Origin of the sequence: Actinomadura sp. J1-007 (genome assembly GCF_009793335.1) — a bacterium.
In the GTDB taxonomy this organism is placed as follows: Bacteria; Actinomycetota; Actinomycetes; order Streptosporangiales; family Streptosporangiaceae; genus Spirillospora; species Spirillospora yumaensis.
Genome location: NZ_WING01000001.1, coordinates 3,271,291 through 3,284,341 on the forward strand (window position 1 = coordinate 3,271,291; position 13,051 = coordinate 3,284,341).

At 71.7% G+C, this 13,051-nt stretch carries 14 protein-coding genes and 1 pseudogene; 6 read left to right on the forward strand and 9 right to left on the reverse strand.

What is annotated here, in order from left to right; translation table 11 throughout:
- The first annotated feature begins 6 nt into the window (after nt 1-6).
- Nucleotides 7-1,811: pseudogene (gene pknB, locus GEV43_RS14870) on the forward strand (Stk1 family PASTA domain-containing Ser/Thr kinase).
- Nucleotides 1,812-2,303: 492 nt separating this feature from the next.
- Here the strand turns inward: pknB and GEV43_RS14875 are convergent.
- The 3 genes from GEV43_RS14875 to GEV43_RS14885 all read right to left on the reverse strand — a co-directional run bounded on the left by GEV43_RS14875 (nt 2,304) and on the right by GEV43_RS14885 (nt 4,158).
- Nucleotides 2,304-2,507 (reverse strand): hypothetical protein, encoded by a 204-nt coding sequence (locus GEV43_RS14875; RefSeq protein WP_160821203.1) that lies wholly within the window; start codon nt 2,505-2,507, stop codon nt 2,304-2,306.
- A gap of 9 nt (nt 2,508-2,516) precedes the next feature.
- Nucleotides 2,517-3,149: a class E sortase gene (locus GEV43_RS14880; protein ID WP_160821204.1), complete on the reverse strand. Its 633-nt coding sequence runs from the start codon at nt 3,147-3,149 to the stop codon at nt 2,517-2,519.
- Between the two features lie 313 nt (nt 3,150-3,462).
- Nucleotides 3,463-4,158, reverse strand: coding sequence for a DUF881 domain-containing protein (locus tag GEV43_RS14885; RefSeq protein WP_241682916.1), 696 nt, complete (start codon nt 4,156-4,158; stop codon nt 3,463-3,465).
- Nucleotides 4,159-4,305: 147 nt separating this feature from the next.
- On the opposite strand from GEV43_RS14885, the gene GEV43_RS14890 reads away from it, so the two are divergent.
- Complete coding sequence (locus GEV43_RS14890; protein ID WP_160821206.1) at nt 4,306-4,563, forward strand: cell division protein CrgA; 258 nt, start codon at nt 4,306-4,308, stop codon at nt 4,561-4,563.
- Between the two features lie 231 nt (nt 4,564-4,794).
- Here the strand turns inward: GEV43_RS14890 and GEV43_RS14895 are convergent, their stop codons facing one another.
- Together GEV43_RS14895 and GEV43_RS14900 are read right to left on the reverse strand one after the other, a co-directional pair.
- Entirely contained in the window at nt 4,795-5,712 is a 918-nt protein-coding gene (locus GEV43_RS14895; protein WP_160821207.1) for a rhomboid family intramembrane serine protease, read from the reverse strand.
- Between the two features lie 94 nt (nt 5,713-5,806).
- The gene (locus GEV43_RS14900; protein WP_160821208.1) at nt 5,807-6,331 is read right to left on the reverse strand and encodes a peptidylprolyl isomerase; all 525 of its coding nucleotides are present in this window, start codon (nt 6,329-6,331) and stop codon (nt 5,807-5,809) included.
- 155 nt (nt 6,332-6,486) lie between these two features.
- Between GEV43_RS14900 and GEV43_RS14905 the strand changes: the two genes are divergently transcribed.
- Together GEV43_RS14905 and GEV43_RS14910 are read left to right on the forward strand one after the other, a co-directional pair.
- Nucleotides 6,487-7,080, forward strand: coding sequence for a hypothetical protein (locus GEV43_RS14905; protein ID WP_160821209.1), 594 nt, complete (start codon nt 6,487-6,489; stop codon nt 7,078-7,080).
- A gap of 5 nt (nt 7,081-7,085) precedes the next feature.
- Complete coding sequence (locus GEV43_RS14910; protein WP_160821210.1) at nt 7,086-7,994, forward strand: acyltransferase; 909 nt, start codon at nt 7,086-7,088, stop codon at nt 7,992-7,994.
- On the opposite strand, the gene GEV43_RS14915 is transcribed toward GEV43_RS14910, so the two are convergent.
- From GEV43_RS14915 to GEV43_RS14925, 3 genes are all read right to left on the reverse strand, one after another.
- Entirely contained in the window at nt 7,991-9,601 is a 1,611-nt protein-coding gene (locus GEV43_RS14915; RefSeq protein WP_375539044.1) for a DEAD/DEAH box helicase, read from the reverse strand. The two genes, GEV43_RS14910 and GEV43_RS14915, sit on opposite strands and share 4 nt — an antisense overlap.
- Before the next feature lie 918 nt (nt 9,602-10,519).
- Nucleotides 10,520-11,089 (reverse strand): DUF1707 domain-containing protein, encoded by a 570-nt coding sequence (locus GEV43_RS14920; RefSeq protein WP_160821211.1) that lies wholly within the window; start codon nt 11,087-11,089, stop codon nt 10,520-10,522.
- A gap of 63 nt (nt 11,090-11,152) precedes the next feature.
- On the reverse strand, nt 11,153-11,653 hold the full coding sequence (locus GEV43_RS14925) for a dual specificity protein phosphatase family protein (protein WP_160821212.1): 501 nt from the start codon (nt 11,651-11,653) through the stop codon (nt 11,153-11,155).
- A gap of 214 nt (nt 11,654-11,867) precedes the next feature.
- Here GEV43_RS14925 and GEV43_RS14930 point away from each other — a divergent pair, with 214 nt between their 5' ends.
- Entirely contained in the window at nt 11,868-12,086 is a 219-nt protein-coding gene (locus GEV43_RS14930) for a hypothetical protein (RefSeq protein ID WP_160821213.1), read from the forward strand.
- A gap of 263 nt (nt 12,087-12,349) precedes the next feature.
- On the opposite strand, the gene GEV43_RS14935 is transcribed toward GEV43_RS14930, so the two are convergent.
- A complete protein-coding gene (locus GEV43_RS14935; RefSeq protein ID WP_160821214.1) occupies nt 12,350-12,613 on the reverse strand; it encodes a hypothetical protein in 264 nt (87 codons plus the stop codon).
- A gap of 56 nt (nt 12,614-12,669) precedes the next feature.
- Between GEV43_RS14935 and GEV43_RS14940 the strand changes: the two genes are divergently transcribed.
- Nucleotides 12,670-12,966: a hypothetical protein gene (locus GEV43_RS14940; RefSeq protein WP_160821215.1), complete on the forward strand. Its 297-nt coding sequence runs from the start codon at nt 12,670-12,672 to the stop codon at nt 12,964-12,966.
- The last annotated feature ends 85 nt before the right edge of the window (nt 12,967-13,051 follow it).

Below are 13,051 nucleotides of genomic sequence, written 5' to 3' on the forward strand. Positions count from 1 at the left end.
GCACATATGAGTCAACCTCGGCTGCTCGGCGGCCGCTACGAGCTCGACGCGGTGATCGGGCGAGGCGGCATGGCCGAGGTCTACCGTGCCCGGGACCTGCGCCTCGATCGCGTGGTCGCGGTCAAGACGCTGCGCTCCGACCTGGCCCGCGACCCCACCTTCCAGGCCCGCTTCCGCCGCGAGGCGCAGTCGGCCGCCTCCCTGAACCACCCCTCCGTCGTCGCGGTGTACGACACCGGCGAGGACACGGTGGGCGACACCCACATCCCGTACATCGTGATGGAGTTCGTCGACGGCAGCACGCTGCGCGAGCTCCTGCACGAGAACCGCGCGCTGCTCCCCGACAAGGCGCTGGAGATCACCGACGGGGTGCTGCGCGCCCTGGACTACAGCCACCGCGGCGGGATCGTCCACCGCGACATCAAGCCGGCCAACGTGATGCTGACCCGCAACCACGAGGTCAAGGTCATGGACTTCGGCATCGCCCGCGCGATGGCCGACTCGGCCGCGACGATGACGCAGACCGCGCAGGTGATCGGCACCGCGCAGTACCTGTCGCCCGAGCAGGCGCGCGGCGAGCGGGTCGACACCCGCAGCGACATCTACTCCACCGGCTGCGTGCTGTACGAGTTGCTCACGGGCCGTCCGCCGTTCACCGGCGACTCGCCGGTCGCGATCGCCTACCAGCACGTACGGGAGGAGCCGATCCCCCCGTCGCAGATCGACCCGGACATCCCGCAGTGGGCCGACGCGATCGTGCTGAAGGCGATGGCGAAGGACCCCGACCACCGCTACCAGAACGCCAACGAGTTCCGGCAGGAGATCCAGCGGGTCCTCCAGGGCCAGCCGGTGTCGTCCACGGCGGCCTCGACGATGCTGATGGGCGGCGCGCAGCCGCAGGGCACGCAGGTGATGGGCCAGGTCCCCGGGATGCAGGGCACGCAGGCGCATCCGCCCGGCGGGCGTACGGGCTACGACCTGCCGCCGGTGCAGTACGACGACCAGAGACCCGAGCGCGGCGGGGCGGGCAAGAAGGCGGCCCTGTGGATCGGGCTCGCCGTCCTGTTCGTCGGCGGCGCCGCGCTGATCGGCTACCTGATGTCGGGCGGGGGCGGCGACGAGGTCGCCAAGGTCAAGGTCCCCGGCGTCGTCAACATCAAGCAGAGCGACGCGACCGCCCAGCTCACCAAGGCGGGACTGAGGTCCGGCACGGTGAACGAGGACTTCAGCAGCGACGTCCGCAAGGGCTACGTCATCAGCTCCAACCCCCGCCCGGCAACGAGGTGAAGAAGGGCACGGCGGTCAGCCTGGTCGTGTCCAAGGGGCGCAGGCCGCCGAAGGAGTACACGATCCCGGACGTCACGGGCAAGCCGTACACCACGGCCAAGAGCCTGCTGGAGGACCGGGGCTTCGACGTCACGCAGCAGACCGAGACCAACGACGACGTCCCGCGCGGCCAGGTGATCAGGACCGACCCGTCCGGCGGGGAGAAGCGCCCGAAGGGCACCGAGGTCACCCTGTACGTGTCGCGGGGCCCGAGCACCCTCAAGGTCCCCAACCTGTTCAACAACAGCAAGCTGTCGGCCTGCAACAAGCTGAAGTCGATGGGCCTGAAGTGCAAGGTCATGCCGGGCACCGCACCGCCCGACAAGCCGGTCTCGCCGGGCCAGGTGTACGACCAGCAGCCGAGCCCCGACTCCACGGTGGCGCCCGGCGACACCGTGACCATCTTCGTCCAGCAGACCCCGCAGACCTCACCGCCGGTGTCGCCCCCGGTCACCCCACCGGACGACGGCAACCCGTTCGACTGAGCACCGCGTAGCGGCGAAAGGGCCCCGGCCTCTCTCCTCAGAGGGCGACCGGGGCCTTTCGGCGATGGGGCCTTTGAGTGGACGGCCTTCGGGCGGCCGGGGCCTTCGGGTGGATGGGGCCTTCGGGCGGATGCGGCCTTGGGCGGCCGGGGCCTCTGGGCGGACGGGCTGCCGGGCGGGGGCGTCCGGGATGTGCAGCCGGGGTTCTTCGGCGGTTGGGGGCGGAACGGGCCGTCCCGGATGAGCCGCTGCGGACTCTCGCGCTGGTGGGACGCGGGGCCGGGGGCGTCCGGGAGGGGTGGCTGGAGGCTTCCTGCGTCCGGGCATGAGAAGAGGGCTTCCGCCACTCGGGGGCAATGGCGGAAGCCCTCGATATGGTCTTCGTACGGGGCAGGCCGGACGTTACGCGTTTCACTAGATTTTTTCTGTACAAACCGGCGTATCGTCGGCTCGGCGCGAGAAGCGCTGGTCAGGGGCCGGGCCGTACGCGGGTCAGCCCGGCGTCGCGGGAGCCGTGGGAGCCGTGGACGACGCCGGTGTGCCGTCCACGACGCCGTGGTCGAACTGGACCTTCGGCTCGACCCACGGGAACACCAGGTACCAGAGGACGGCGGCGAAGGCGAGGGCGAGGCCGACCGCGAGCGCGGTCCTCGCCTGCCAGCGGCCGGGCAGGTGGCGCCAGAGCCAGGCGTACATCGGGCCTCCTCACTTTCCGGTGGCGGGTGCGGTGACGCGGGGGAGCTGCCGGCTCAGCTCCCCGAAGATGATCATCCGTTCGGCGGCGGAGTACTTCGGGTGGCAGGTGGTGAGCGTGATGAGCCGCTGGGTCGGCTTGCGCTTCGGCCGGAACGGCACCGGCGCGGTGACCTCGACCGCCGTCGGCTTGACGATCTTGCGGTCGGTGACCCGGTAGACGTAGTGCGTCGTACGGGTGTCGATGAGGATCTGGTCGCCGGCGCGAAGCTCGCCGAGCCGGTTGAACGGGGCGGAGTAGGTGGTGCGGTGGCCGGAGACGACGAAGTTGCCGACCTGGCCGGGCATCGCGCTGCCCGGGTAGTGGCCGGGCCCCTTGCGCAGGTCGGCGAGGTCGACGCCCTCGATGACCACGTACTTGTACTTGGCGCCGAAGCGGGGGATGCGGATCATCGCGAGCCCCTTGCCCAGCTTGACCCGTTCGGTGGTGACCTTCGGCGCCTCCCACGACCTGCGCAGCTCGTCGGTCAGCCGGTGCTGCTGCTGCGCGGTGTAGCGACCGGTCCCCCACAGCTCGTACGTGACGAACAGCAGCAGGATCAGCCCGGCGGTGATGCACAACTCGCCCAGGCCACGGATCACCATCCGCACCGCGCGTCCCCCTCGTCGTAGGCAGCCGTCGTCCGACACGAGCATGGCACCCGAGCGCGGTCCCCGGCACCACACCCTCGCCGCGAGCCTCGCGGCGGACCGCGGTCAACGTCCGGCGGACGGCCCTCCGCCGGGCGCTGGCGGGCGGCGACGCGGGGTTCGTTGCGCGTCCGGTTGGGCGGGGCCTGTGGGCGCGGGCGCGGGCCGGAGGCGGTCGGGGCCTTTCGACGCCGGAGGCGGTCGGGCCTTTGACGCCGGACGCGGTCGGGTGCTTTCGAGCGGTCGGCCGGTGGAGGCGGGCGGGTGGTCAGTCGCCGTCGTCCTGGGTCGAGCGTTCGGGGACCCTGGCGTGGTTCATGGTCACGTTTCCGGTGTACGGGGGCAGGTCGGCCTGGTCGTCGGTCCGCACCGAGTAGCCGAGTCCGTACTCGTGCACGTACTTGCGGTAGATCGCGATCTCGGGGGACGCGTCGAGCGCGGCCCTCAGCCGGGCCGGGTCCCCGACCGCGGTGATCCGGAACGGCGGCGAGTACACGACCCCTTGCAGGATCAGGGTATTGCCCACGCACCGGACGGCGCTCGTGGAGATCACGCGCTGGTCCATGATCTGCATTCCCTCGGCGCCGCCCGCCCAGAGGGCGTTCACGACGGCCTGGACGTCCGCCTGGTGGACGACGAGGTCGTCGGGGCCGACACCGCGCGGCAGATCACCTGATTTCGGGAGAGGCGCGTCGTTCAGGGCGACACGCACCGCGGGGCCTTTCAGGGGCGTGAATCCGGACCGCTGGGCGAGGCGGTCGGCGTTGGCCTGAGCGTTCTTGACGCGCGCGTCGTGGCGTCCGGCCTCGCGGGAGATGCCGTCGACCTCGCGGCGAAGCCGCTGGTAGTCGTCGCGCTCCCGGTGGGTGCGGCGCTGCTCGGAGGCGATCAGCTCGGTGATCCGGGTCCGGCCCTCGTCGCGCAGGCTCGTGCCGCGGGCCGTGCTCGCGCTCGCCGCGAACAAGGTTCCCGCAACAAGCGTGAGGGCTGGGATGATGCTTCCCCACGTTCGACGCCGTACGCTGCTCACCAGCGACTACGCTAACCGACAAAACACCCATGCGCGGACCGGCGCTCCGGCCGCCAGCCGCCCGAGGAGATCGATCCCACCGTGGCCAAGTCCAAAGTGCGCAAGAAGGCCGTCTACACGCCGCCGCAGAAGTCCAAGGCGCCCGAGGTCAGCCCCCGCTGGCTGGTGCCGACGATGGTCGCGCTCTGGCTGGTCGGGCTCGTCTGGATCGCCGTCTTCTACGTGACGGCGAGCACGGGCACCGATGTTCCGGTCATGAGCGACCTGCACAACTGGAACCTGGGGATCGGGTTCACGGCGATCATCCTCGGCGTGATCCTGTCGACCCGCTGGCGCTGAGCCCGGGTCCGGGCACGGATCCGGGCTCGGCCGGAACCGGACGCGGAACCAGCGGCCTTACCCCTTGCGCGGCCGTCCGAATCCACGAAAGTTATCCACAGACTGGGGATTGCAGACCCGTTCTTTCCCCAGGTTTTCCACAGGCTCGTCCCGTGGCCGCCCGGACGCCGCCGCGCCTCCGGTGCGTTCGGGCGGAACGCGCGGACGGACGGCGCGGCGGCGGCCCGCAGGTCAGACCAGCCCGCTGAGGCCCGGCACCGCCGCCTGGATGTCGGACGTCTTGACCAGCACCAGCGCGACGAACACGGCGAGCACCGCCACGGGCGCCGCGATGTGCACCGCGAGCTGCCGGGCGCGCGGCGCGTACGCGAACGCCACGGCCAGCACCGCGCCGGTGACCAGGCCGCCGATGTGCCCCTGCCAGGAGATCCCCGGCACCGAGAACGTGATCACCAGGTTGATCAGCAGCAGGAACACGATCGGCCCGACCTGGCCGCCGAGCCTGCGGCCGATCACGAAGAACGCCCCGAACAGGCCGAAGATGGCCCCGGACGCGCCGACCGCCTGCCCGGTGGGCTCCACCAGGTAGAGCAGCACCGAGCCGCCGAGGCCCGACAGCACGTACAGCGCCAGGTACCGCCAGCGGCCGAGCACCTGTTCCAGCGCCGGGCCGACCGCCCACAGCGCCCACATGTTGAACAGGATGTGGGTGATACCGAACGTCCCGCCCCGCTGGTGCAGGAACATCGCGGTGAACAGCCGGTACCACTCCCCGTCGGCGACCCCGCCGACCCTGCCGCCGGGCACGATGCCGTAGCCGAGCATCATGAAGTCCCAGACCACCCGGTACGAGGCGAGCTCGGCCAGGTAGGCGAGGACGCAGACGCCGATGAGCGAGTACGTCACGACGGGCACGGCCGCGGCCCCGCCGCCCCGTACGGCGGCGCCCACGGGAGTGCGGGGCCTGCGGACGTTCCGGTTGCCTTCGGCGACGCACTCGACGCACTGGTGCCCGACGGCGGCGTCCCGCATGCAGTCCGGGCAGATGTAGCGGTCGCACCGCGTGCACCGGACGTACGTCTCCCGCCCCGGATGCCGGTAGCAGGTCGGCACCGAGGTCTCGGGCGCGGGACTGGATTCTGTGCTCATCGAACGGCTCCGTCGGGACCGGTGGCGGTGCTCACGGCGATCGCGCGGCGCGGACCGCGCGCTCGCCGCGAAGGGGTCTCACCCTGTACGACGACTAACGGCGCTCGATCGTCACCGTGTCGATCGTGACGTCCTGCGCCGGGCGGTCGTTGCGGCCGGTCGGCACGTTGCCGATCGCGTCCACCACGTTGGTGCCCTCGATGACCTTGCCGAAGATGGTGTGCCGGCCGGTCAGGTGCTGGGTCGCCGCGACGTTGGTCGTGATGAAGAACTGCGAGCCGTTCGTGCCGGGTCCGGCGTTGGCCATCGCCAGCAGGTACGGCTTGTTGAACTTCAGGTCCGGGTGGAACTCGTCGGCGAACTCGTAGCCCGGACCGCCGGTGCCGGTGCCGAGCGGGTCGCCGCCCTGGATCATGAAGTTGGGGATGACGCGGTGGAAGACCGTCCCGTTGTACAGCGGCGCGTCGGACTTCTGCCCGGTCCGCGGATCGTGCCACGTCCGCTTGCCCTCGGCGAGCTCGACGAAGTTGCTCACGGTCTCGGGCGCCTGCTCCGGGTAGAGCTGGATGACGATCTTGCCGAGCGACGTGTTGAGCGTCGCGAAGATCTCGTTGGCCACGACGGGCCTCCTCCTCGAACGTTCGTACCGGATGGGGTCGCGCGCCTGCCCACCGTGCGTGACCGCATGATCGCGCCCACAGGGTTTACCTCCGCCTCCTCGGGAAGGCTGCATGACAGGACCTCGCAAACAGGGAGGTTAGCGTGTCCCTAAAGATGAGTATCCGCCGGAAGCCGCGGCGCCAGGTGGCGTCGCGGATCGAACGAGTCCAGGAGGCGACCCGGCACGGCGCGGACATGTGCCGCCAGGGGGCCGCCACCGCGTCCGAGCGGATCACCCCGGCCGCGCAGCACACGCGTGAAGTCGCGGCCGAGCGCCTGACGGCGGCGCGCGGATGGAGCGCGCCCAGGCTGCACACCGCCGCCCGCTACGTCGAGGCCGACCTCGGACCGCGGGTGAGCACGATGCTGGACGGCGCGGCCGACCGGGTGGAACCCGCCGGGCGCGGACGCCGGCGCGGACGCAAGGCCGCGTTCTTCATGGTGGCGGCCGTGGCGGCGATCGGCGCCGCGGGCGTCCTGTTCACGCGGCGCAAGGCCGCACAGGAGATGGCCGACCCCCCGGAGCAGTCGTCCGCGGACACCGACGCGGACGCCAAGTCGGACGGGGAAGTCCGTACCCCCGGTAGCGGCAGCGAGCAGAAGGGCCCGGCCGACCCAGGCCGGGCCCTTCCGCGTGCCGGGGTCGTACCTGGTGAGACCCGTTCCGGAGGTGCGATACCGGCCATTCCCTACCACCCGGTACGGTGAACGCCATGTCGCCGAACTCCAGCTCGCCGGGGCGGCTCCTGGCCGCCCGCCTCAGGGCGCGGGCCCGCCGGGGCGCGCACACGGCCGTCCAGCTCGGCTGGGAATGGATCCAGCGGCACGGCGAGATCACCCCGCACACGCCGGGCCGCCGCCGCTTCGCCTACCTCGGCGAGGGCGCGTGCATCGGCTTCCCGGTCGGCTCGCTCTACGGCGAGCCGTGGATCTCCATCGGCGACCACACGCTGGTCGGCACGCACGTCACGATCTCCGCCGGGTTCGTTCCCGGGCTGGACCTCGGCCCGGACCTGATCGTCACGATCGGCAGGAGCTGCTCGCTCGGCCGCGGCACGCACATCGTCGGCCACCAGTCGATCGAGATCGGCGACGACGTGTTCACCGGCCCGAACGTCTACATCACCGACCAGAACCACAGCTACGGCGACCTCGGCACCCCGATCGGCCGCCAGTGGCCCGAGAACAACCCGGTCGTGATCGGCGACGGCTGCTGGATCGGCACCGGCGCGATCATCCTGCCCGGCACCCGCCTCGGCCGGAACGTCGCGGTCGCGGGCGGCGCGGTGGTGCGCGGCGAGTTCCCCGACCACTCGGTGATCGGCGGCGTCCCCGCCAAGGTGCTGCGCAGCCACGACCCCGAGGAGGGCTGGCAGCCGCCGCTGCGCAACCACCCTCTGATCTCCCTCGACGAGCTGGCCGCCCTGTCGGTCGACGGCCTCGCGGGCCTCCAGATCCTCCAGGACAAACTCCGCGAAGAGGACCGCGCCCGCGAAGAGGACCGCGAACAATCCCCCTCCAGGAGGAGGCGGGCTGACCGCACGCCGGTCGGTGCGCGAAACAGGTGCGAAGAGGCCCCGTCGGCCGGGTGGTCGACGGGGCCTCTTTCACACTGCGGTTAGTTGGTGCGGGCGGGCCGGCGTTCGGGGCCGCCTTCGCGGCGCGGCTTGCCGCCGTTGTAGGCGCCGCCGCGCCGGCTGCCGTAGGACGAGCCGCCGCGCGGCGCGCCGCCGCGGCGCTCGCCGCCGTACGACGCTCCGCGGTGCTCGCCGCCGCGACCGCCGCCGCCTTCACGGCTCTCGTACGAGCCGCCCTCGCGGCGCTCGCGGGGAGCTCCGCCGTCCTGCCGGTCGTAGGAGCGGCCGCGACCGCCGTTGAAGCCGCGCCCGCCGCCGCCGCGGCGACCGCCCGGACGTCCGCCCCGGCCGCCCTCACGGCGGGGACGCTCGGGGATGAGCGGCTCCGGGATGGGGATGCCGGACGGCTCGCGCGCGCCGGTCAGCTTGGCGAGCTGCTCGTCGCCGGACGCGACCCGGGTGCGCGGCGCGTTGATCCCCGCGCGGCGGGTCATCGCGGACGTGGAGCGGACCTGGTGCGGCAGCACGAGCGTGACGACGGTGCCGCGCTCGCCCGCGCGCGCCGTACGGCCCGCACGGTGCATGTAGTCCTTGCTGTCGGCGGGCGGGTCGACGTGCATGACCAGGCTGACGTCGTCGACGTGGATGCCGCGCGCGGCGACGTCGGTCGCGACGAGCACGCTGATCGTGCCCTCGCGGAACTCCGCGAGCGTGCGGGTGCGCAGCCCCTGGCTCTTGCCGCCGTGCAGCCCGGCCGCGCGGACGCCGGCCTGGGTGAGCTGCTTGGCGAGCCGGTCGACGCCGTGCTTGGTGCGGGCGAACAGGATCGTCCGGCCCTCCCGGTTGGCGATCTCCGCGGTGATCGCGCTCTTGTCCTTCGGCGCGACGAGCAGCAGGTGGTGCTCCATCGTGTCGACGGACTCGTCCACCGGGCCGATCGCGTGCGTCACCGGGTCGTTCAGGTAGCGCCGGACGAGGACGTCGACGTCCTTGTCGAGGGTGGCCGAGAACAGCAGCCGCTGGCCGTCGCGCCGGGCCTCGTCGAGGATGTCGGTGACGTCGGGCAGGAAGCCCATGTCGGCCATGTGGTCGGCCTCGTCCAGGACGGCGATCTCGATGTCGGACAGGTCGCAGGCGCCCTGCCGCATCAGGTCCTTGAGGCGGCCCGGCGTCGCGACGAGGACCTCCACGCCGCGGCGCAGCGCGTCGATCTGCTTGAACATCGAGGTCTGGCCGATGACGGTCTTGAAGCGCAGCCCGAGGCTGCGGCCGAGCGGCTCCAGGTTGGTCTGGACCTGCTGGGCGAGCTCGCGCGTCGGCACGAGGATGAGGGCGAGCGGGCGCTTCGGCGCCGCGTGCCGTCCGGCGAGCCGGGCGAGCATGGGCAGGCCGAACGCGAGGGTCTTGCCGGAGCCGGTCTTGCCGCGGCCGAGGACGTCGCGTCCCGACATGATGTCCGGGATCGCGGCGGCCTGGATGGGGAACGGCGCCGAGATGCCCTGCCGGGACAGCGCGGAGACGAGCTCCGAGGGCAGGCCGAGCTCGGCGAACGTGGGAACCTGGGCCTCGTCGGCTCCCAGGGCGTCCGGGGTCTCCGGGGCGGCGGGGGTCGTGTCGGCGGTCAGGTCTTGAGCAGCAGTAGCTGGTGTCACGCAGTACCTTCCGAGAGGGGGCACGTCTCGGGAGGCACCACCTTCGGACCGCGCGAGCGGATCCGGTGGGCTGCAAGGACGAGCCGAACGCCGTGGGCGTCGTAAGAGTGATTTGTTCAGTCTAACGTCGTCGGGATACCTCCTTATGCCCCGTCCCGGACGTGACACTCCTCCTCAGGTCTCTCATCGGCTACTCTCGGCCGCGCCGCCGACGCCCTGAAACCCCCTGAGAAGCCCGGGATCGCCGCCCCTGCCGCCGTTGCAGGGAGGCGCGGAGTAGGCCAAATGTTTTCGATCCACTTCATACGCAACGCCCCGCGCGCCGCCCGCGAACACGCTCTCGCCACCCGCGAACGCGGTCTCCCCCACCTGTGCCCGGCCTCGCCCGCACCGGAATCCGGCCCGTCCTGGAGGACGTCCCCTCGCACGCGTGATGAACGAACGCTACGCGAGGTGACCCAGGCGCTGGGGAGATCTTCCGGAGAACGGGTTTTCGGGGCCCGGATGGCGATGGCGCTTTGGGCAAGGAGTGTCGGAAGTGGCGTTCGGTGCCGGGCGAACCGGTGGCCGGGGGATCAGCAGGCGCAGGAGATGCCTGTGATCGGAGCCCTCAGGGGGCCGGGGTAGCGGCGCGCTCGCGTCGAGTGCGGAGGCGACGTCCGAGACGTCGGTCTCGAACGCCAGCCGCGCCGCCCCGCTCCGCTGGGTCGTCGCGCAACGCGTCATGGCCGCGCTGCCGCTCCTGGAGGACGGCGGGAGCGGCGTCCGGCCGGAGCGGCGTCCCGGCGGGAGCGGCGTCCGGGCACGTGGTGTCCGGGGACGTGGGGCGGCGGGTGTGGTGTGCGGCTCATCGGAGATCGGTCGCGCGGACCGTTGAAGGGGCGCCGGTCAGCCGCCCGAAGGTCCGCAGGTCGGGCTTTAGGGGGCGTACGGCGGGGACTGGACGGTGACGCCGCCGAGCAGGGAGAACGAGCGGATTCGCAGTGTCGGGGCGTCCGGGCCGGCGTCGTCGCAGTCGTCCAGGCGTCCACCGCGCGGGCACGGCAGCAGGCTGCGCCCCTCCAGGACGACCCGTACGCCGCGCGGGACGCACACCGTCACGTTGCCGAGCAGCGACACCTTCGTCAGCGTCACCTCCGGCGCGGTGATCTCCGCGTCCCGCAGGTCGAGGCTCGTCCCGCCGATGACGGTCAGCGCCACGAGATGGCGGTCCATCCGCCAGCGCCCGTGGCGGCGCAGCCCGCCGACCGGCGCGACGTGCCACTGCGTCCGTACGGCGCGCGTGCCCGGCGCGTCCGGAACGTCGTCGACCAGGCGGTCCAGTTCGGCGCGCGTACGGACCACGCGGGCGGACTCGACCCGTTCGCTGAACTCCCCCAGGTTCAGCAGCCCCTCGCCGCACGCGCGGCTCAGCCGCGCGACGACGGCCTCCCGTTCGATGTCCGACGCGCGAGGGGACGCGCCGGCCTTCTCGTCGGGGCTTTCCATACGGCCCCTCTACCCACCGTTCGCGAGATCGACCGCGGGGCGTCCCGGGGCGTCCCGGGCGTCTCAGGCGTCCAGCCCCGACAGCAGCCGCGCGACGTCCAGGCCCGTGGTCAGGTAGTCCACGAACACCCGGTTGTGGAGCGCCCACTCCGACCTGCGGCTGCGCACCAGGGCGATCGCGTCCTCGACGGGATGGCCCATCGTGACGAGCCCGTGCGCGACCACCAGCCCGGACCGGTTGTAGCCGAAGTGGCACCGCACCAGCACCCGCCGCCCGGCCCGGACCGCCACGACCGCGAGGTCCGCGAGCCGGCAGACCTCGCCGAGCTGGTCCGGCAGCAGCGGCCTGTCCGGCAGGTCGGCGTAGTGGTGCTCGACCCCCGGCGCCGGCCCGTGCCCGTCCCGCCGGAACAGGCTGATCACCATGTCGAACTCGTCGTTCGCCACGGCCGGCATCCGTTCCCCGCCGGGCCCGCGGTAATGGTGACCGCCCATCCACAGCCCGGGAACGATCTCGTCCCACGGTCTCTCCGCGTCCGGCGCGCCCTTGCCTCTGGTCCGCATTCCGCCGCTCCCACAGATCAGCCCTCACCGCGCCCCGAGTCTGGCACTCCGGCGTCGGTGCCGCCAGCGGGCCTCGTCCTCGTCGGGAGGCGCTCTCCGAACGCGGCGGACGGCGGCCCCGGCAGCCCGGTCGTGTCGCCTAACACGCAGGTCAGGAACGTTTCCCCGGGTGCGGGGCGGCTGGTTCGTCAGAGGCAGTGGGTAGGACGGACACATGCCCGCCGTACCGCCGATCGTGGAGTCCGCCACCGCCGGCGGTCCCGCGTACCTGATCGCGTGGGAACGGCTGCCCGACCGCTCCTGGGGCGCGCACATCGCGTGGGTCGTTCTGGAGGGGGAGGCGTGGAAGGTCAAGTCCGCGCGCGTCCTGGCCGAGGACGTCCGGCAGGTCGAGGGCCAGCGCTACCGAACGGTCCCGCGCAGAACGCCGTGACGCCCGGGTCGCGGGTCGGGCCGCCTCGCGTCGCGGCTGGTCACGGCCACAGGCGAACGCGTCCGCGTGTTGCACCATCGCGTCCGAACGATCCGTTCGCCCGGACGGCAAAGAGCCTTGCGGATTACCAGGAAGCAGGGGCGGGGGCCGGAAAGTTCGTCGCTTTGCAGCGCCTCGCTAACGCCATCGTCTTTGTCGTGTCCCCCGAAGCCGGCTACGTCAACGGCACGACTCTGAGCACCATGAACGCATTACGCGCGGTGTCAGCGGGCCGGGACCGGCGCCTGCCTGTCGATCTCTCGGCAGAGCACGGTGACCATTTCGTCGAAGGCGTTCTTGCCGTGCTTCCGGATGAGCACACCGTAGAGGTCCTTGCGGCTGGCCTCGCGGACCATCCAGCTGAGCGTCTGGTGAGGAACCGGGCGGCCGGTGGCCAACTCGTCATGGGCGTTCCGCGTGACCCTCATCAGCTCCGGAAAGGGGGCGGCCTCCGCCATGATCATGCGGGTCGCGTCGGTGAGCTTCATGCGAGCAGTGTAGGTCCGCCGGCCCGGCCTCCTCCTCTGGGCGGGAGCATTAAGGGATGCCCTCAGAACTTCCGCCCGGTTGGACGATCGAGCGCGTGCGTGCCCTATCGTCCGACGACAGCGCCTCGCTACTTTCCACGGAACGGCGGATCCTGCTCGAAGAGCGGAACGACGGACGTTCGGCCTATGTACCGGTGCGGGCCGGGGATGTCGGTGCCGTCATCGGATTTCACGGTCTTTGCCTGGTCAGGCTCCAAGACGAGTGGTACATGGGCGGCCTGCGTCAGGACGGCTCCGTCGTCTGCTGGGCCTCCTACGGAACCGACCTGCAAGTCGCTTTCCGGTCCCTGTGAGCGAATGACGACGGACGCGGCGCCGGGGGACGGTCCGTGGGGCGGGGAAATATGGCTCGATGTCCGTTCGTCGCTTGTTTTGTGC

Coding starts and splice junctions, on each gene's coding strand:
- GEV43_RS14930 (WP_160821213.1), top strand. CDS start 11,868: ATGCCCGCCGTACCGCCGATCGTGGAGTCCGCCACCGCCGGCGGTCCC.
- GEV43_RS14880 (WP_160821204.1), bottom strand. CDS start 3,149: ATGGTGATCCGTGGCCTGGGCGAGTTGTGCATCACCGCCGGGCTGATC.
- GEV43_RS14925 (WP_160821212.1), bottom strand. CDS start 11,653: ATGCGGACCAGAGGCAAGGGCGCGCCGGACGCGGAGAGACCGTGGGAC.
- GEV43_RS14895 (WP_160821207.1), bottom strand. CDS start 5,712: ATGAGCACAGAATCCAGTCCCGCGCCCGAGACCTCGGTGCCGACCTGC.
- GEV43_RS14905 (WP_160821209.1), top strand. CDS start 6,487: ATGAGTATCCGCCGGAAGCCGCGGCGCCAGGTGGCGTCGCGGATCGAA.
- GEV43_RS14910 (WP_160821210.1), top strand. CDS start 7,086: ATGTCGCCGAACTCCAGCTCGCCGGGGCGGCTCCTGGCCGCCCGCCTC.
- GEV43_RS14935 (WP_160821214.1), bottom strand. CDS start 12,613: ATGAAGCTCACCGACGCGACCCGCATGATCATGGCGGAGGCCGCCCCC.
- GEV43_RS14875 (WP_160821203.1), bottom strand. CDS start 2,507: ATGTACGCCTGGCTCTGGCGCCACCTGCCCGGCCGCTGGCAGGCGAGG.
- GEV43_RS14940 (WP_160821215.1), top strand. CDS start 12,670: ATGCCCTCAGAACTTCCGCCCGGTTGGACGATCGAGCGCGTGCGTGCC.
- GEV43_RS14920 (WP_160821211.1), bottom strand. CDS start 11,089: ATGGAAAGCCCCGACGAGAAGGCCGGCGCGTCCCCTCGCGCGTCGGAC.